At 67.4% G+C, this 16114-nt stretch carries 17 protein-coding genes; 16 read left to right on the top strand and 1 reads right to left on the bottom strand.

Features of this window, described 5'->3' with window-relative positions; genetic code table 11:
- Positions 1 to 2 precede the first annotated feature (2 nt).
- The 4 genes from R2910_10270 to R2910_10255 are packed head-to-tail and all read left to right on the top strand — an operon-like array spanning position 3 to position 2486.
- Positions 3 to 1262, top strand: a complete 1260-nt coding sequence (locus R2910_10270) for a cysteine desulfurase (GenBank protein MEZ4413358.1) — start codon at positions 3 to 5, stop codon at positions 1260 to 1262.
- On the top strand, positions 1259 to 1714 hold the full coding sequence (locus R2910_10265; GenBank protein MEZ4413357.1) for an SUF system NifU family Fe-S cluster assembly protein: 456 nt from the start codon (positions 1259 to 1261) through the stop codon (positions 1712 to 1714). The genes R2910_10270 and R2910_10265 overlap by 4 nt, the downstream gene beginning before the upstream one ends.
- A 50-nt stretch (positions 1715 to 1764) precedes the next feature.
- Positions 1765 to 2199 (top strand): BrxA/BrxB family bacilliredoxin, encoded by a 435-nt coding sequence (locus R2910_10260; GenBank protein ID MEZ4413356.1) that lies wholly within the window; start codon positions 1765 to 1767, stop codon positions 2197 to 2199.
- Positions 2196 to 2486 carry a hypothetical protein gene (locus R2910_10255; protein ID MEZ4413355.1) on the top strand — a complete coding sequence of 97 codons (291 nt, stop codon included), beginning with the start codon at positions 2196 to 2198 and terminating at the stop codon, positions 2484 to 2486. Before R2910_10260 ends, R2910_10255 begins: the two co-directional genes overlap by 4 nt.
- Before the next feature lie 66 nt (positions 2487 to 2552).
- Here R2910_10255 and R2910_10250 read toward each other — a convergent pair whose 3' ends face one another.
- The gene (locus R2910_10250) at positions 2553 to 2771 is read right to left on the bottom strand and encodes a ferredoxin (GenBank protein ID MEZ4413354.1); all 219 of its coding nucleotides are present in this window, start codon (positions 2769 to 2771) and stop codon (positions 2553 to 2555) included.
- 205 nt (positions 2772 to 2976) lie between these two features.
- On the opposite strand from R2910_10250, the gene R2910_10245 reads away from it, so the two are divergent.
- From R2910_10245 to R2910_10190, 12 genes are all read left to right on the top strand, one after another.
- Positions 2977 to 3933 carry an ATP-binding cassette domain-containing protein gene (locus R2910_10245; GenBank protein ID MEZ4413353.1) on the top strand — a complete coding sequence of 319 codons (957 nt, stop codon included), beginning with the start codon at positions 2977 to 2979 and terminating at the stop codon, positions 3931 to 3933.
- A complete protein-coding gene (locus R2910_10240) occupies positions 3926 to 5239 on the top strand; it encodes an ABC transporter permease (protein ID MEZ4413352.1) in 1314 nt (437 codons plus the stop codon). Before R2910_10245 ends, R2910_10240 begins: the two co-directional genes overlap by 8 nt.
- A 267-nt stretch (positions 5240 to 5506) precedes the next feature.
- Entirely contained in the window at positions 5507 to 7357 is a 1851-nt protein-coding gene (gene mnmG / locus R2910_10235) for a tRNA uridine-5-carboxymethylaminomethyl(34) synthesis enzyme MnmG (protein MEZ4413351.1), read from the top strand.
- Positions 7358 to 7767: 410 nt separating this feature from the next.
- Positions 7768 to 8562 carry an AAA family ATPase gene (locus R2910_10230; GenBank protein ID MEZ4413350.1) on the top strand — a complete coding sequence of 265 codons (795 nt, stop codon included), beginning with the start codon at positions 7768 to 7770 and terminating at the stop codon, positions 8560 to 8562.
- A complete protein-coding gene (locus tag R2910_10225; GenBank protein ID MEZ4413349.1) occupies positions 8559 to 9440 on the top strand; it encodes a ParB/RepB/Spo0J family partition protein in 882 nt (293 codons plus the stop codon). Before R2910_10230 ends, R2910_10225 begins: the two co-directional genes overlap by 4 nt.
- Positions 9437 to 10234, top strand: a complete 798-nt coding sequence (locus tag R2910_10220) for a M23 family metallopeptidase (protein MEZ4413348.1) — start codon at positions 9437 to 9439, stop codon at positions 10232 to 10234. Before R2910_10225 ends, R2910_10220 begins: the two co-directional genes overlap by 4 nt.
- Complete coding sequence (locus R2910_10215; protein ID MEZ4413347.1) at positions 10234 to 10698, top strand: polymer-forming cytoskeletal protein; 465 nt, start codon at positions 10234 to 10236, stop codon at positions 10696 to 10698. The genes R2910_10220 and R2910_10215 overlap by 1 nt, the downstream gene beginning before the upstream one ends.
- A complete protein-coding gene (locus R2910_10210) occupies positions 10698 to 11654 on the top strand; it encodes a BMP family protein (GenBank protein ID MEZ4413346.1) in 957 nt (318 codons plus the stop codon). The genes R2910_10215 and R2910_10210 overlap by 1 nt, the downstream gene beginning before the upstream one ends.
- Positions 11651 to 12427: a Nif3-like dinuclear metal center hexameric protein gene (locus R2910_10205; GenBank protein MEZ4413345.1), complete on the top strand. Its 777-nt coding sequence runs from the start codon at positions 11651 to 11653 to the stop codon at positions 12425 to 12427. Before R2910_10210 ends, R2910_10205 begins: the two co-directional genes overlap by 4 nt.
- Positions 12428 to 12617: 190 nt before the next feature.
- Complete coding sequence (locus tag R2910_10200) at positions 12618 to 14078, top strand: ABC transporter ATP-binding protein (protein MEZ4413344.1); 1461 nt, start codon at positions 12618 to 12620, stop codon at positions 14076 to 14078.
- Complete coding sequence (locus R2910_10195; GenBank protein MEZ4413343.1) at positions 14068 to 15126, top strand: ABC transporter permease; 1059 nt, start codon at positions 14068 to 14070, stop codon at positions 15124 to 15126. The genes R2910_10200 and R2910_10195 overlap by 11 nt, the downstream gene beginning before the upstream one ends.
- Positions 15123 to 16043 carry an ABC transporter permease gene (locus tag R2910_10190; GenBank protein MEZ4413342.1) on the top strand — a complete coding sequence of 307 codons (921 nt, stop codon included), beginning with the start codon at positions 15123 to 15125 and terminating at the stop codon, positions 16041 to 16043. The genes R2910_10195 and R2910_10190 overlap by 4 nt, the downstream gene beginning before the upstream one ends.
- Positions 16044 to 16114: the final 71 nt, after the last annotated feature.

Below are 16114 nucleotides of genomic sequence, written 5' to 3'. Positions count from 1 at the left end.
CCATGTCCGCCAGCACGGCCACCCAGCCCCGCAGCCCCGCTGCCCCACTGGACGTCCAGGCAATCCGTGCCGACTTCCCGATTCTCGGCAGGCGGGTCAACGGCAAGCCGCTGGTGTATCTCGACAACGCCGCCACGGCCCAGCGGCCGCTGGCGGTCATCGAGGCGGTACGGCGGTCGATGGCGGAGGAAAACGCCAACATCCACCGCGGGGTGCACTACCTGAGCGAGCGGGCCACGCTGGAGTATGATGCCGTGCGGGAGGAGGCCCGGACGTTCCTGAACGCGCCGGCCAGCCACGAAGTGATCTTCGTGCGCGGCACCACCGAGGGAATCAACCTGGTGGCGCAAAGCTACGGGCGGAGCACGCTCAAGCCGGGTGACGAGATCCTGCTGACAACGATGGAGCACCACAGCAACATCGTCCCTTGGCAGATCGTGGCCGAGCAGACCGGCGCCGTGGTTCGTGCCATCCCGATCACCGACGCCGGCGAAGTCGACCTCGACGCGTACAAGAAGCTGCTGGGTCCGCGCACCCGTATCGTGGGGGTCGTGCAGATATCCAACGCGCTGGGGACCATCAACCCGGTGGCGGAGATGACCCGGCTGGCGCATGACGCCGGGGCGGTCGTGGTGGTGGACGGTGCGCAGGCCGCCCCGCACACCCCGGTGGATGTGCAGGCCCTGGGCTGTGACTTCTACGCCTGTTCCGGCCACAAGATGTTCGGACCGACCGGCGTCGGTCTCCTCTGGGGGCGGACCGCGCTGCTCGAGTCCATGCCTCCCTGGCAGGGGGGCGGCGACATGATCCACACCGTGAGCTTCGCCGGGACGACGTTTGCGCCGCTGCCGGCCAAGTTCGAGGCGGGAACGCCAGCCATTGCCGAGGTGATCGGGCTGGGCGCCGCGATTCGCTACATCCGGAGCGTGGGGTTCGAGGCCATCGGCGCCTGGGAGCATGAGCTCCTGACCCGCGCCACGGAGGCGGTGCGCGAGGTGCCGGGGATTCGGCTGGTCGGCACCGCCCGGGAGAAGGCCGGCGTGCTCTCCTTCACCCTCGACGGGGTCCACCCGCACGACCTCGGCACCATCCTCGACGCCGACGGCGTGGCCATCCGGGCGGGCCACCACTGCGCCCAGCCGGTCATGGAACGCTTCGGTGTGCACGCCACCGCACGCGCCTCGTTTGCCTTCTACAACACTCTTGACGAAATCGACGTGCTGGTGCGCGGGCTGCACCGGGCTCGGGAGGTCTTTGCGTGAGCCGCGACCTGGACGATCTGTATCAGAGCGTCATCCTTGATCACAACAAGACGCCGAGGAACTTTCACGAGCTCCCGCCGCCGGCGAGCCACGCCGACGGGCACAACCCGCTCTGCGGCGATCGGCTGACAGTTTGGGTGGACCTCGAGGGCGACACCGTCAAGGATGTCGCCTTCCTGGGCAACGGCTGCGCCATCTCCAAGGCCAGCGCCTCGATGATGACGGCGGCGGTCAAGGGCAAGTCCCGCGCGGATGCGATGGCGCTCGCGGACGAGTTTCAGAAACTGGTGACCGGCAAGCTGGAGGGTGCGGCTGAACGCAAGGCGCTCGGCAAGCTGCAGGCGCTGGCCGGTGTCTCCGAGTATCCGGTGCGGGTCAAGTGCGCCAGCCTGGCGTGGCACACGCTGAAGGCCGCCATCGCCGGCGCCGCGGAACCGGTGTCGACCGAGTAACTACCGGGGCCTGCGGGTCCCGTTCAACTGAACCCTGGAGAAGAGCACGCATGCCGTATCCTGAATCCCTCATAGCCCCCATGCGGGCCGAGATGACGTCCATGGGCGCCGTGGAACTGCGGACCGTGGCCGATGTGGATGCCTCCGTCGGCAGCGCCGCCGGTACCACGCTTGTCTTCGTGAACTCGGTCTGCGGCTGCGCGGCGGGCAACGCCCGGCCGGCGGTGAAGATGGCGCTCGGGCATGGCGTCCTGCCGGACCGGACCGTGACGGTTTTTGCCGGCCAGGACCTTGACGCCGTGGCACGGGCCCGGAGCTACTTCGGTGAGTACCAGCCGAGCTCCCCGTCGATGGCGCTGCTCCGCGACGGTGAGGTGGTGCACTTCGTCCACCGCCACCAGATCGAGGGGCGGAGTCCGCAGGCCATCGCCGCCGACCTGACCAAGGCCTTCGACACCTATTGCAGCAAGCCTGTCAGCGCGTGAGCGGACACGTCTTTCACCCCGGGCACCACGACCTGCATGGCATCACGGTGGTGCTGGAAACGGGGACCGAGCTCTGGGTGGGGCGCTTCGACTCCGTGACCCCGAAGGGGGTGTTGTTGCACGATGCCGGCTGCTACGAGGACGGGGTGACGGAGGGGACGCGGGAGGAGTATCTCCGGAAGACGCTCAAGTTCGGCGTCCGGGCGACGGTCAAGAACAAGCTGATTCCGGAGCAGGACGTCCGGGAGATCAGGCAACTGGCGGAGTTCACTGCGCAGGAAGGCTGACCGGCGGCTGTGGACTGATGGTTGAGGACCGAGGGAGAGACTCCTGCCTTCGGTCCTTCGTCCGTTTCAGGAGGGCCAGGCCTGGTCCCCGTGCTCATCGACCAGGGTAATGGCGTCCACGGGGCAGGCACGGGCGGCGTCAAGGATCAGTTCGTCCTCCGCCCCTTCGGGGTCCAGCACCACGGAAATGTTCTTGCCGTCCAGGGCGAAGACCTCCGGCGCCAAGCCGACGCAGTCACCGTATCCGCAGCAGAGCGTGCGATCGATCTGGATGGTGTAGGGCATAGGGCGAACATACAAAACTGATTTTGATCGTGCCAGAGGGTCGGCAGGTTGCCGACTTCGGCCGGCCCCCGTCGGGGGTCAGGGTGGTTCCTCTCTCCGGTTCCTTGGCATCGGCTCCGGCTCTCTTGCCATCCTGCCCCCGACCTTCTCTTTTTCATCCCCTGCAACTTCCACTTCCCCCCCCCTCGACCCCGGGTTGCCGCCGATGCCAGACGCCGTCGTCTCCGTGGACCGCATTACCAAGCGCTTTGCCGGCCACACCGCCGTCCAGTCGCTCTCACTGGCTGTCCCCGCAGGCGGCGTGTTCGGTCTACTCGGCCCGAACGGCGCGGGGAAGTCGACCACCATCCGCATGATCATGCATATCATCGAGCCCGACGAGGGAACGGTGACGCTCTTCGGCGGTCCGGGCACCGGTCGGGAGCTTTCCGGCCGGATCGGCTTTCTCCCGGAGGAGCGGGGGCTCTATCCGCGGATGGAAGTCCTGGAGCAGATCATCTTCCTCGGCGAGGCCAAGGGCCTCCGCCGGAAGGACGCCCGGGAGCGTGCCCTTCGCTGGCTGGATCGCCTCGGCCTCGGCGACTGGGCAAAGCGTAAGGTGCAGGAGCTCTCCAAGGGGATGCAGCAGAAAGTGCAGTTCATCGGCACCCTGCTCCACGACCCCGACCTGGTGATTCTCGACGAGCCCTTCAGCGGACTCGATCCAGTCAACCTGCAGGTGATGAAGGATGTGGTGGTGGAGATCGCCCGATCGGGGCGGACGGTGCTTTTCTCAACTCACATCATGGAGCAGGCCGAGAAGATGTGCGACCGGATCGCCATCATCGCGCGGGGGGAGAAGATCGTGGATGGACGGGTTGCGGACATCAAGGCCGAGGGCGGGAAGCGGAACGTCTACCTCTCCTTTGCCCATGACGGCGCCAAGGCCGGCCCCATTCTGGCCGACCGGACGCTGGTGGCCCGGGCGGATGACTCAGGGGCCACGGCCGAAGCCGAACTTGCGGTGGGCGCCAATCCGGATCGGCTGCTCCGCGCGTTGATGGACGCCGGTGTCGGTCTGAGCCGATTTGAGGTCGCGGAGCCGTCGCTGGAGTCGATCTTCATTGCCAAGGTCGGTCAGCAGGCGGCCACCGCCCCGGCCCGGGAGGCCACCCATGCGTAAGCTCATGGCCGTCATCCGGCGTGAATTCATGGTCCGCGTCCGGACCCGGGCCTTCGTGATCAGCACCATCCTCGGTCCGCTGTTGTTGGGAATGCTTTTTGTCCTGCCGATGTTGCTCGAGTCTCGCGATCGGGCGCCCAAGCGAATCGTGGTGCTTGATGCGGCGGGCGGCAATTTCGGGAGCCGCGTCGTCGAGGCGTTGACGGGGGCCAGGCGCGGTTCGGGGGCGGATGCCTCACCCCGCTATCAGGTGCTGTCGGTCCTGGCCACCGACGGCAGCACGGCACCCCTGGATACCCTCATCCCGCACCTCGGGGTCAAGGACGCCGGCCCCGACGGGCTGGTCGGTGTCGTCGTGGTGACCGATTCCGTGATCGAAACCGGACGGATGCACTACTACGGCAGCAATGTCGGCAGCCTGTCGGAAATGGGAGACCTGCAACGCATCCTTCGCCAGGCGATCATTGCCGAGCGATTGTCGCGATCGGGAGTCGATGTGTCCGTCCTCGCTGCCGCCACGGCGCCGGTGTCGCTCGAGACGTCGCGGGTCAGCAACGGTCAGGCCAGCGGCGAGAGCGGTGAATCGTCGTTCATGCTCGCGTATGTGATGTCATTTCTCCTCTACTTTGCCCTGATCGTCTACGGGATCCAGGTGATGGGGTCGGTGGTCGAGGAGAAGACCAACCGGATCATGGAGATTCTCGTTTCGAGCCTGAGCCCCTTCGAGCTGATGCTCGGCAAGGTGATTGGCGTCGGGTCGGTGGCACTCCTTCAGCTCGGCATCTGGACCGGCACCGCGAAGGTGCTGGCCTCGCAGCGGGTCGCCATTGCCGGCCTGCTCGGGGCTTCCCCGTCCGATGCGATGAGTATGCCGATCCCGTCGATCAGCGGTGGGCTGCTCGCGGTGTATCTCTCGTTCTTCGTCCTGGGTTTCTTCCTGTATTCGGCAGCGTACGCCGCCGTGGCGGCCACGGTCAGTACCCAGCAGGAGGCCCAGCAGGGGGCCATGCCCATCACGCTCTGCATCGTGGTCGGGCTGATGCTCATGTTCGGGTTGCTGGACGAACCGAACGGCACGCTGGCGCGGACCATGAGCATGATTCCGTTCTTTGCCCCCTTCGTGACACCGGTGCGCTACTCGCTCAGCCCGCTGCCGCTCGTGGAGGTGCTCGCCTCGGCGGGGATTACCGGCCTCGGGGTTCTCGCTGTCTCCTGGGTGGCTGGGCGGATCTACCGGGTAGGCATCCTGATGTATGGGAAGCGGGCGTCGGTCATGGAAATTCTGCGCTGGATTCGGACGGGGTAAGCAGGCGGGGCCGGGCGGCGGGGAGGCAGGGAGGCAGGGAGGCCGTTCGTTTATCCCACCAACGGTGCGTCACCCCGGCGAATGCCGGGGTCGACGTCATCAGCGGCGCTCGCATCGTCCAGCTGAAATTCAACCTCGATTGGGCGGATCCCAGGGGCGGGCATAACCCCGCCCCGTGCTGGATTCCCGTTTTCGCGGGAATGACGGCGCATCAGGCTTCCGCCTCCCTGCCTCCTTGCCTCCCTGCCCATCTGCCTATCTTGCGTCATGCCTTACGATGTCCTCGTCATCGGCGGCGGCCACGCCGGCGCCGAAGCGGCCGCGCTTGCCTCGCGAGCCGGTGCGCGCACGCTCCTCCTGACGCAGAATCTCGAGACGATCGGGCAGATGTCGTGCAACCCCGCCATCGGGGGAATCGCGAAGGGGACCGTGGTGCGCGAGGTGGACGCCCTCGGCGGTGTCATGGCGCGCGCGACCGACCTCTCCCGAATTCAGTTCCGGATGCTGAACCGCTCGAAGGGCCCGGCGGTGTGGTCGCCGCGGGCCCAATGCGACCGGGCGCTCTATCGTCGCGCGGTGCGACAGCTCCTCGAGGCCCAGCCCAACCTCCGGTTTGCGCAGGGGACCGCTGCCTCATTCGTCATTCGCGGCGGGCGGGTGGCGGGGGTGGTGACCAGGGAGGGGCTCACCTTCGAGGCCCGGACAGTCGTCCTGACCACGGGCACTTTCCTGCGCGGCGCCATCCATCTGGGGCTGGACCCGCAGGTACCCGCCGGAAGGGCCGGAGAATCTCCCGCTGTAGAAATCTCGCAAGCCATTGCAACACAAGGGATTGCAAGAGAACGATTCAAGACCGGAACCCCACCACGCATTGATGGCCGGACGGTCGATTTCTCCAAGCTCACCCGCCAGGACGGCGACGCGGTGGCGTACTGGTTCAGTCAGTTCGAGCGGTCCGGGCACCCGGAGCAACTGCCCTGCTGGCTGACCTGGGCCGGCGCGGAGGTGAAGGAGATCATCCAGCGGCATCTCCAGGAGTCGGCACTCTACGGCGGAGCGATCAGTGGCCGGGGTCCGCGCTACTGCCCCTCCGTTGAGGACAAGGTGGTCCGCTTTCCCGACGCCGCCCGACACCAGGTGTTCCTCGAGCCGGAGGGGCTGGGCACGTCGGAGCTCTACGTGAACGGGCTGTCGACCTCTCTTCCCGCGAATGTCCAACTCGCCTTCCTGCGAGCTGTGCCCGGGCTGGAGAGGGTGGACATGACCCGGCCTGGGTACGCCATCGAGTATGACTATTTCCCCCCGACACAGCTCCACCCGACACTCGAATCGCGCGCGCTGCCGGGGCTCTACTTTGCCGGGCAGGTAAACGGCACCACTGGGTACGAGGAGGCGGCGGGACAGGGGGCGGTCGCGGGGCTGAACGCAGCGCTGCAGGTGCAGGGTCGGGAGCCCGTAGTGCTCTCCCGGGACGAGGCGATGACGGGGGTGCTGGTGGACGACCTGGTTCATCGTGGGGTGGACGAACCGTACCGACTCTTCACCAGCAGGGCGGAGTTCCGAATTCTCCTCCGGCAGGACAACGCGCTCCGGCGGCTCTATCCGCTGGCCCGGAGGCTCGGGCTCCTCAGCGAAGGGGAGATCCGGTCCGCCGAGGAGCGTCTCGAGGGAGAAGAATCCGCTTCAAGGGAGGCGGTCGAGACGGCAATCTCCCCGGAACTCGCAAACCCGATTCTCGCCGCGTCTGGAGAGTCTCCAATCGGTGAGCCAACCCGCCTCAAGGAGCTCTGCCGCAGGCCTGGGGTTACGCTCGCCTCCCTGCTGGCCGCGGCGGGGAGCGAAGCCAAGGCGGAGCACGCCGAGTGGGCCGATATCGAGATCAAGTACGAGGGGTACCTGGCCCGGGAGCGGGACGCCGCGGCGAGGCTCGCAGAGCTCGACGAGGTCCCCCTCCCAGCCACCCTTGAGTACCACGCCATCCAGACCATCTCCTGGGAGGCGCGTGAGAAGCTCAGCGCTGTCCAGCCCACCTCCATCGGTCAGGCCGGGCGGGTGCCCGGTGTCTCGCCGGCCGATCTTCAGAACCTCGCCTTCGCGGTACTCAGGCAGAGAGCCTAGATCCAAACAGCTGAGTTCACGCGAAGACGCGAAGCCGCGAAGGTGGGACCCCACAGCCCACACTGTTTCACGTGAAACCACGCCCCACTCGCTCGTAGACAAGAGAAGAAACAAGGGAGGGTCGGAGGTCAGGGAGGGTCGGAAAACCTACCCTCTGTTTCACGTGAAACAGGCTAGGACGATCCAGTACGATCGATTTTTGTGTCGTGTAAGTCATTTTCTTGCAATATGTTAAAAGACAATACGAGCAATATCACACTCCTGCGGGCTTCCGACTCTCCGGCGGTTTTCCGACCCTCCCTCGTCTCGGGCCGGCGACCAGAGACTTCAAAGTCGACTGGGGGGCAGAAACCGCCTATATTCCTGTCCTCCCTAACCTTACCTCTTCGACCCAGGCGCTCACCCCGCTCATGGCCAGAGTCATCGCGATTGCCAATCAGAAGGGCGGCGTCGGTAAAACGACGACGGCGGTGAATCTTGCCGCCTCGCTCGCGATTGCCGAGAAGCGCACGCTGCTGATCGACGCCGACCCGCAAGGCAACGCGTCGAGCGGTGTCGGTGTGCATCGCGACCAGGTCCGTCTCTCGCTCTACGACGCGGTGATCGACGAGCGCCCCGCGCGCGACATCATTCTCCACGACGAGGCCCTGCCCTTTCTCGATATCCTCCCGGCCACGCAGGACCTCGTCGGTGCGGAACTCGAACTGGTCGATCGTCCGCAGCGCGAAACCGCGCTCCGCCGCGCCCTCGAGCCGATCCGTGAGGACTACGACTACATCCTGATCGACTGCCCCCCGTCGCTCGGCCTGTTGACGCTCAACGTGCTGACCGCGGCGGACGCCGTCATCATCCCGATCCAGTGCGAGTACTATGCGCTCGAGGGAATTTCGCAGCTGTTGAACACCATTCGCCTGGTGCAGCAGAACTTCAATCCCGGGCTGGCCATCGACGGCGTGTTGCTCACGATGTTCGACACCCGCATCAACCTCGCCCGCCAGGTGGCCAACGACGCGCGCGAATATTTTGGTGCCGGCGTGTTCCGCACCGTCATTCCCCGGAATGTCCGGCTCGCCGAGGCGCCGAGTTTCGGCAAGCCGATCCTGCTCTATGATGTGCAGTCGGTCGGGGCGAAGAGCTATCTCTCGGTCGCGCAGGAGCTGCTGCGCCGCGTAGACGCCGGATCGGCGCAGGGGGTGCAATCGTGAGTGAAGCCCGTCGTCTCGGCCGCGGCCTCGAGGCGCTGCTTGGTCCGGTCTCGAAGGAGCAGGCGGAGAAGGAAGGAAACCTCCGCGAGCTGCCGGTCACGTCGATCCGGCCGAACCCCTTTCAGCCCCGCACCCGCGTCGACGAAGAACCGCTCAAGGAACTGGTGGCCAGCATCGAGGCGTCGGGCCTGCTGCAGCCGGTTGTCGTGCGGCCACAGGGATCCAGCTACGAATTGATTGCCGGCGAGCGCCGCTGGCGCGCCGTGCAGCGCCTCGGATGGACCCGCATTCCCGCCGTCATCAAGGACGCAGACGACAAGACCCTGCTCACGCTGGCGCTGATCGAGAACCTGCAACGCGACGACCTCTCGCCCATCGACGAGGCGCTCGGGTACCAACGGCTCCAGGAACAGTTCGGCGTGGCGCAGGCGGAAGTGGCGCGGCTCGTCGGTCGGGACCGGTCCACCGTGGCGAACCTGCTTCGGCTGCTGGGACTCCCCGAGGCGGTACGCGATCTCGTCGACCACGGCGCCCTCTCGGCCGGGCACGCGCGTGCCTTGCTGGGGCTGACTGACGCCAAGCTGATCGTGAAGCTGGGCCGCCAGGCGGTGGCGGACGGCTGGTCGGTGCGTGAAATGGAGGCCCGGGTACGCCAAGGTCCGGACTCCGCGAAGCGCCCGAAGACCAAGCGCGCGGAGCCCGGTCCCGTCAGCGCCGAAGTGCAGCGGGTGGAGGACGCCCTCCGCAAGCACCTGGGCACCGACGTGCGGGTGACCCAGCGCCGCAAGGGACGGGGCATCGTGCAGTTGAGCTACTACTCGAACGACGATCTGGCCCGCCTGCTCGAACTCATCCTCGGCACTCCGTTCGAGGGATGAAGACCCCGCGCCCCCAGATCACGGTGATGGTGCACCGCGACGGGGAGGTAAACTCACGCACCTTCCGGATGCCGATCTGGCTCTTCCGCATCCTGGTGGGCACCGGCGCGGTGTTGCTGGTGTCAGCGCTGGTCGTCGGTGCGTGGTATGCCCCCCTCCTCAAGGCGGCGGCGAGCGTGCCGCGGCTCCGGGAGGACGTGGCTCGGCTGGAGGCCGAGACCGGCAAGGTGCGGGAGCTGGCCGCGGCGCTTGACAGCGTGGAGCGGCGGTATGGAAGGCTCCGCGAGATGGTGGGTGCGGACATCGTGCCCGATCCGATCGCGCTCGCCTACTCGCTGCCCCTCGCGCCCCCGGTGAATGCGGCGCCTCCAGGACCACGCGTCACGCTTCCGCCCGGACCGACGGTACCCTATCGGTGGCCGCTGGACGCCGCAGGGTACATGACCCGCGGGCTGGTACCCGCCGGCGGCACCGAGGAAGAACACACGGGCGTGGACCTGGCGGTGACGATCGGTACGCCGGTCCGCGCCGTCGGCGGCGGGACAGTGATCGACAGCGGGAACGATCCGGAGTACGGGATCTTTGTCCTGATCAGTCATCCGGACGGCTACGCGTCAAAGTACGGGCATCTTTCCCGCTCACTGGTCACCACCGGCCAACTGGTCAATGCCGGCGACGTGATCGGTCTCTCGGGCAACACCGGGCGCTCCACCGCGCCCCACCTGCATCTCGAAATTCGTCGGGGCGATGAGACCATCGATCCCCTCACCATGGTGAACGAGGACTCCCGATAATGGCCATCTTTTCCAACACACCGCGCGAGCCGGAAGTGAATCAGATGCGCCGGCGCACCGATCACACCTCCCTCTCGATCATCGCCAAGGACCTGACCGTGACCGGCGACCTCCAGACCGAGGGGGTCGTGAAGATTGAAGGGAAGGTCAAGGGCATCATTCGCGCCAACACCCAGGCGCTCGTGGCGCCGGGTGCGCTGGTCCAGGGCGACATTCACACTGCCGAGGCGGTGATCGGTGGACGGGTGGAAGGAAACGTGCACGCCACGGATCGCGTCGAGGTGCAGACCACCGCCGAGGTGCAGGGCGACGTGTTCACCAGGCGGATCGTCGTGCTGGAAGGCGGCAGCGTGAACGGGTCGATCAAGATGGGTTCGGCAAAGGATCCGAAGGCGGCACCGAAGGTGGAGCCAAAGGTGGAGCCGAAGCCAGAGTCGAGGCCGGAGCTCGGTCCCAAGGGGTGATGGTGCACCGCGCGCTGGGTTGGGTGCTGGCCGGCGCGCTGCTGGCCGGCTGTGCCACACGGGAGGCGCCGGCGCCGTTTCGTGTGGCACTTGTCACACCCGGCTCCATCGCCGACGCGGCGTGGAACTCCGGCGCCTTCACCGGGCTCGGGCAGATTCATGATTCGCTCGGCGTCCCCGTCAGCCACGTCGAGGCGCGCACGCCGGCGGAGCAGGAGGAGGCGCTCCGAACCTACGCGGCGCAGGGCTACAACCTGGTCTTCGGCCACGGGTTCGAGTTCCAGGGGCCAGCCGAACGGGTCAGCGCCGACTATCCCGCCGTGGTGTTCATCATTACCTCCGGCGAACGGGTGCAGGGCAATGTGGCCCCGCTGATCTTCCGGTTGAGTGAGGCGAGCTACCTGGCGGGGATGGTGGCGGGAGGGCTGACCAAGAGCGGGGTGATCGGGTTTGTGGGCGGCGTGGAACTGCCGCCGGTACGCGAGGCCTCCGATGCGTGGGTGGCCGGTGCGCGCGCGGTGAATCCGAAGGTCCAAAGCCGGACCACCTACCTGAACAACTGGGACGACGCCGCCCTGGGGCGCGAGGCCGCGCGGGCGCTGATTCGCGTGGGCGCTGACATGCTGCACCACAACGCCGACGCGGCGGCCATCGGTGTCTTCCAGGCCGCGAAGGAAGCACCGGGCGTGTACGTCTTCGGCGCCAACGCCGACCAGACCGCGCTCGCGCCTACCCGGGTCATCGGCTCGGCGGTGATCGATCTGCCGCGCGCGCTGCTGCTGGTCGCGCGCGAGGTGCAGGGAGGTACCTTCACCCCAAAGGTCGAGTCGTTCGGGCTGGCCAGTGGCGTGGTGCGGTACGTGCCGAACCCCGCCCTCGATTCGATGGTCCCACCCGCGCTGGCTGCGCGCGTCCGCGCCGCCGAGGACAGCATCCGACAGCAGGATGACCAATGAGCGAACACGCCGTTCCAGTTGCAGAAGTTGCTGAGTACCTCGACACCCTGCTGCGGGTGCGCGAGGTTCCGGACGAGGGGAACGCCGTCAACGGACTCCAGGTGGAGAACGGAGGCACGGTGGACCGTATCGTGGCGGCGGTCGACGCCTCGCTCGAGGCCATCGAAAATGCCGCGGCGGCGGGTAGCGAGGGCGGCACCCTGCTCCTGGTCCACCATGGATTGCTGTGGGACGGCAACGTGCCGCTCACTGGACGGCGGTATAGGCGAGTCCGGGCGCTCTTCGACCGCAACATTGCGCTCTACTCCGCCCACATTCCGCTGGACCTGCATCCTGACTTGGGGAACAACATCGTGCTCGCGCGGCGGCTCGATATCGACCTCGAGGGGTGGTTCGGCGAGTACAAGGGCCAGCGGCTCGGCGTGTACGGCGAGCTGTCGCTGGCGCGGGAAGAACTGGTGAAGCGGATCGAGGGACAGCTGGGCGACGCCGCGCGCCTGATTCCCGGTGGGCCAGCGACGACCCAGCGGGTCGGCATCGTGACGGGGAACGGGGGCGGGTTCATTGCCGAGGCGATCGCCGCCGACATCGACACACTGATCACTGGCGAGGGGCCCCATCACACCTATTTCGACGCGATGGAGCTCGGCATCAACCTGATCTACGCCGGCCACTACGCAACCGAGCAGGTTGGTGTGCAGGCGCTTGCCCAGCACCTCGGCCTCCGCTTCGAGTTGCCATGGGAGTTCCACCGGCATCCGACGGGGATGTAGGTCGTCGGCGGGACTGCGGGGCCGCGAGGCAGGGCTCGCGGCTGATGTCGCTGAAGCGACACGAGCCCTCGGGCGCGGTTGTTTCTGCCCCTCCGCCGCCCTGCCTGCCCGCCCCGTCTTGTAGCCTCACCCCCTCTCCCCCTCTCCATGAGATGGAGAGGGGGAACGACCTTCTAGGTCTGGTCTGCTGATGTCCCTGTCGCTCACCGGCATCTCCAAATCCTTCGGATCGGTGCGGGCGCTCCACGGCGTGGACCTCGTCGTGCGTGCTGGGGAAGTCCACGCCGTCCTCGGCGAGAACGGCGCCGGCAAGTCCACGCTCATGCATATCGCCGACGGGCTGCTCCGCCCCGAGGCTGGTACAATTTCGGTCGATGGTATGCCCGTCCGGTTCGGTTCCCCACGCGACGCCCGTCGCCTTGGCATCGGGATGGTGCACCAGCACTCGACGGCGGTGCCGGCGCTGTCGGTCATGGAGAACATTGCGCTCGCCGCCGGCTGGCCGGTTGCTCCCGCGCCGCTTCGTCGGCGTACCGCCGAACTCACCGCTCGGCTTGCTCTCCATCTCGATCCCCTCCAGACCGCCAGTGAACTCTCGGTCGCACTGAAGCAGCGCCTGGAGATCGTGAAGGCGCTCGCCTCCGACGCCCGCATCCTCCTCCTCGACGAACCGACCGCGGTCCTGGCCCCCGCCGAGGCGGAGGAGTTGTTCCAGTTCGTGCGGGAGTTCACCCGCACAGGCGGCGCGGTGGTGCTCATCACGCACAAACTCGATGAGGCGCTGGCGGCTGCCGACCGGGTGACGGTGCTGCGCCGGGGAGTGGTGACGCTCGCGGCGCCGCGTGCCGATGTGACGGCGGAGTTGCTCACCGAAGCGATGATCGGCGGTGCACTGACCAGGGCGCCTCGCCGCCACGCAACGGGTGAGGGCCCTGCGCTGATCCAGTGCGATGGGCTCGAGGTCCAGGGGGAATCCGGTCCAGGACTGCGCCGCGCTTCCTTCACCATCCGGGGCGGTGAGCTGGTCGCGGTGGCTGGCGTGGAGGGGAACGGTCAGCGGGAGCTGCTCCGTGCGGTGGCGCAGCTTCTGCCCCCGCGTCGGGGCGCATTGAAGGTGGCCGGGCCGGTTGCGTTCGTGCCAGAGGACCGCACCACGGAAGGGTTGATCCCCACGCTGTCGCTCACCGAGAATGTCGTGCTTGGTGTGGGGCGCGTGGCACCGTGGATCAGTGGACGTGGAGTGCGGCAGGTACACTGGACGGAGGCTGGCGCCCGAACGACCAAGCTCCTTGAGGAGTTCGACGTGCGCGCCGGGGGGGCGAATGCAAAGGCAGGGAGCCTGAGCGGGGGCAATCAGCAGAAGCTGCTGATTGCGAGGGCGCTCGAGCGGCGGCCCCGCGTGCTGGTGGCGGAGAACCCGACCCGCGGGCTCGATCTGCAGGCGGCGGCGGATGTCCACGCGCACCTGCGCGCCGCCGCCTCGGCCGGCGCTGCGGTGCTGGTCTACTCGAACGACCTGGACGAAGTGTTGGAGCTGGGTGACAGGATCCTGGTGGCGGCAAACGGCGCGATTGTCGAGGCGCCGCCTGGAGCGGACCGGCATCGCCTTGGCGAGATGATGCTTCGGTCGGGCGCGTCCGATGCGAGGTAACCTCCGGGCACTCGGCACCGGCGTGGCGGCGCTCGCAGTCGGCCTGCTTATTCTCGCGGTCGGGTTGCACCTGGCGGGGTACGATGCGGGCGCCGCACTCGCAGCGCTCTGGGATGGCGCCTTCGGTTCGTGGCGGGCGTTCACCGGCGCCACGCTGCTCCGCTCGGTGCCGCTCATCCTGATCGGGCTTGGATTTGCGCTCGCGCTCCGCGGCGGTGCGCTCAACATTGGCGCCGAGGGGCAGTTCTACGCCGGTGCGATTGCGGCCACGTGGGTGGGGGTGCACGTCGGCGGATGGTCGCCGTGGTTGGCGCTGCCGAGTGTGGCGTTGGCGGGCATCGTGGGGGGTGCGCTCTGGATGGCGCTGCCGGTGCTGCTGAAGCTTCGTTTCGGGGTGCTCGAGGTGATCAGCACACTGCTGCTCAACTTCGTGGCCGAGTCGCTGGTGAGCTGGATGGTCCAGGGGCCGATGCAGGAGCCGTCGGGGATCTACCCGCAGAGCGCGCCGATTACGGAGGCCGCACGACTGCCGATGCTCCCCGGCACACGGCTGCATGTCGGGTTTGTCGTTGCGCTGATTGTCGCGGGTGTGCTGGCATGGATCTTTGCCCGCACCTGGTGGGGGTTCCGGCTGCGCGCGCTGGGCGAGGGACCGCGTGCGGCGGAGGTGAGCGGACGAGTTCGGCCGGGACGGATGATCGCGGTGGCGCTCTTCGGGTCGGGTGCGCTGGCGGGGCTGGCCGGCGCGTTTGAAGTGAGCGGGGTGTCGTACGCTCTCTACCAGAACCTATCACCCGGCTATGGTTTTACCGCCATCGGTGTGGCACTGCTGGCGCGACTCCGGCCTTCGGCGATTGTGCTGACGGGAATTGTCTTTGCCGCGCTGGAGGCGGGGGCGGGAGCGATGCAGCGGGATGCGGGTATTCCGGCGGTGGCGGTGTACGTGGTGGAAGGTGTGATCATCCTGGTGCTGCTCCTGGGAGATGCCGCGGCACGTCGAGGGGTCAAGCGACAGGCCGCACCGCAAGTTTCGGACGGCGCTGCATGATCAATCCGATGGCGGTGGCGGCGGATGTCCTGGTTGCGGCGGTCGGCATTGCCACACCGCTGGCGCTGGCCGCGACGGGTGAGACGATTGCCGAGCGGTCGGGTGTGGTCAACCTGGGTGTCGAGGGAGCGATGCTCTTCGGTGCGCTGGGCGGCGCCATCGGTGCCACGGTGGCGGGACCGGTGGCGGGACTCGGCCTCGGTATCCTGGTGGGTGTGCTGGTGGCGGCGCTCTTCGCCGCAGTGGCCATCGGCGCGGGGGCCGACCAGATCATCACCGGCACGGCGGTGACGCTGGCGAGCGTTGGCCTGACCGGAACAATTTACCGGCAGTTCTACGGGCCAGCGGGGGTCGGACTCTCGCTGCCGACGCTGCCGCCGCTCCCACTTCCCATCCTCTCCGATACCCCATTCATTGGCAACGCGCTCTTTGCGCAGCCGGTCACCACGTATCTGGCGGTCGCCCTGATCCCACTGAGCTGGGCCTTTCTGTTCCGGACCCGATTTGGGCTGGCGTTGCGCGCCGTCGGCGAGGATCCTTCCGCTGCTCGCGCCGCCGGCGTGCCGGTGCGCGCGACGCGGGCAGTGGCGGTGTTGATCGGCGGCGCCTTTGCCGGGTTGGCGGGTGCCACGCTGGTGCTGGCGCAGGTGGGCACCTTTACCGAGCGAATGACAGCGGGGCGCGGGTTCATCGCGATTGCGATCGTGGTCCTGGGGCGGTGGAACCCGGTGGGGGCGGGATGGGCAGCGCTGCTCTTCGGGCTGGCGACGGCGCTCCAGTTTGCGCTGCAGGCGGCGGGGCTCAAGGTGCCGTATCAATTCTTCCTGATGTTTCCGTACCTGCTGACGCTGTTGGCGCTGGCGGGGGCGGTGGGTCGGGTGAAGGCTCCCGCCGCGCTGGGCAGGAACGAGGGCTGAGAGCAAGAGGAGGAGGGGTGCGGGTTCGAGTTCACGAATACAGCCGCCTATATTGTGGCTCGCCCGGAACT

The organism is Gemmatimonadales bacterium (assembly GCA_041390145.1).
In the GTDB taxonomy this organism is placed as follows: domain Bacteria; phylum Gemmatimonadota; class Gemmatimonadetes; order Gemmatimonadales; family GWC2-71-9; genus SPDF01.
Note: the sequence above shows the minus strand (reverse complement) of the source record. Positions and strands in the feature narration are given on the sequence as shown.

Coding starts and splice junctions, on each gene's coding strand:
- R2910_10190 (MEZ4413342.1), top strand. CDS start 15,123: ATGATCAATCCGATGGCGGTGGCGGCGGATGTCCTGGTTGCGGCGGTC.
- R2910_10195 (MEZ4413343.1), top strand. CDS start 14,068: ATGCGAGGTAACCTCCGGGCACTCGGCACCGGCGTGGCGGCGCTCGCA.
- R2910_10245 (MEZ4413353.1), top strand. CDS start 2,977: ATGCCAGACGCCGTCGTCTCCGTGGACCGCATTACCAAGCGCTTTGCC.
- R2910_10260 (MEZ4413356.1), top strand. CDS start 1,765: ATGCCGTATCCTGAATCCCTCATAGCCCCCATGCGGGCCGAGATGACG.
- R2910_10220 (MEZ4413348.1), top strand. CDS start 9,437: ATGAAGACCCCGCGCCCCCAGATCACGGTGATGGTGCACCGCGACGGG.
- R2910_10205 (MEZ4413345.1), top strand. CDS start 11,651: ATGAGCGAACACGCCGTTCCAGTTGCAGAAGTTGCTGAGTACCTCGAC.
- R2910_10240 (MEZ4413352.1), top strand. CDS start 3,926: ATGCGTAAGCTCATGGCCGTCATCCGGCGTGAATTCATGGTCCGCGTC.
- R2910_10230 (MEZ4413350.1), top strand. CDS start 7,768: ATGGCCAGAGTCATCGCGATTGCCAATCAGAAGGGCGGCGTCGGTAAA.
- R2910_10250 (MEZ4413354.1), bottom strand. CDS start 2,771: ATGCCCTACACCATCCAGATCGATCGCACGCTCTGCTGCGGATACGGT.
- mnmG (MEZ4413351.1), top strand. CDS start 5,507: ATGCCTTACGATGTCCTCGTCATCGGCGGCGGCCACGCCGGCGCCGAA.
- R2910_10200 (MEZ4413344.1), top strand. CDS start 12,618: ATGTCCCTGTCGCTCACCGGCATCTCCAAATCCTTCGGATCGGTGCGG.
- R2910_10270 (MEZ4413358.1), top strand. CDS start 3: ATGTCCGCCAGCACGGCCACCCAGCCCCGCAGCCCCGCTGCCCCACTG.
- R2910_10210 (MEZ4413346.1), top strand. CDS start 10,698: ATGGTGCACCGCGCGCTGGGTTGGGTGCTGGCCGGCGCGCTGCTGGCC.
- R2910_10215 (MEZ4413347.1), top strand. CDS start 10,234: ATGGCCATCTTTTCCAACACACCGCGCGAGCCGGAAGTGAATCAGATG.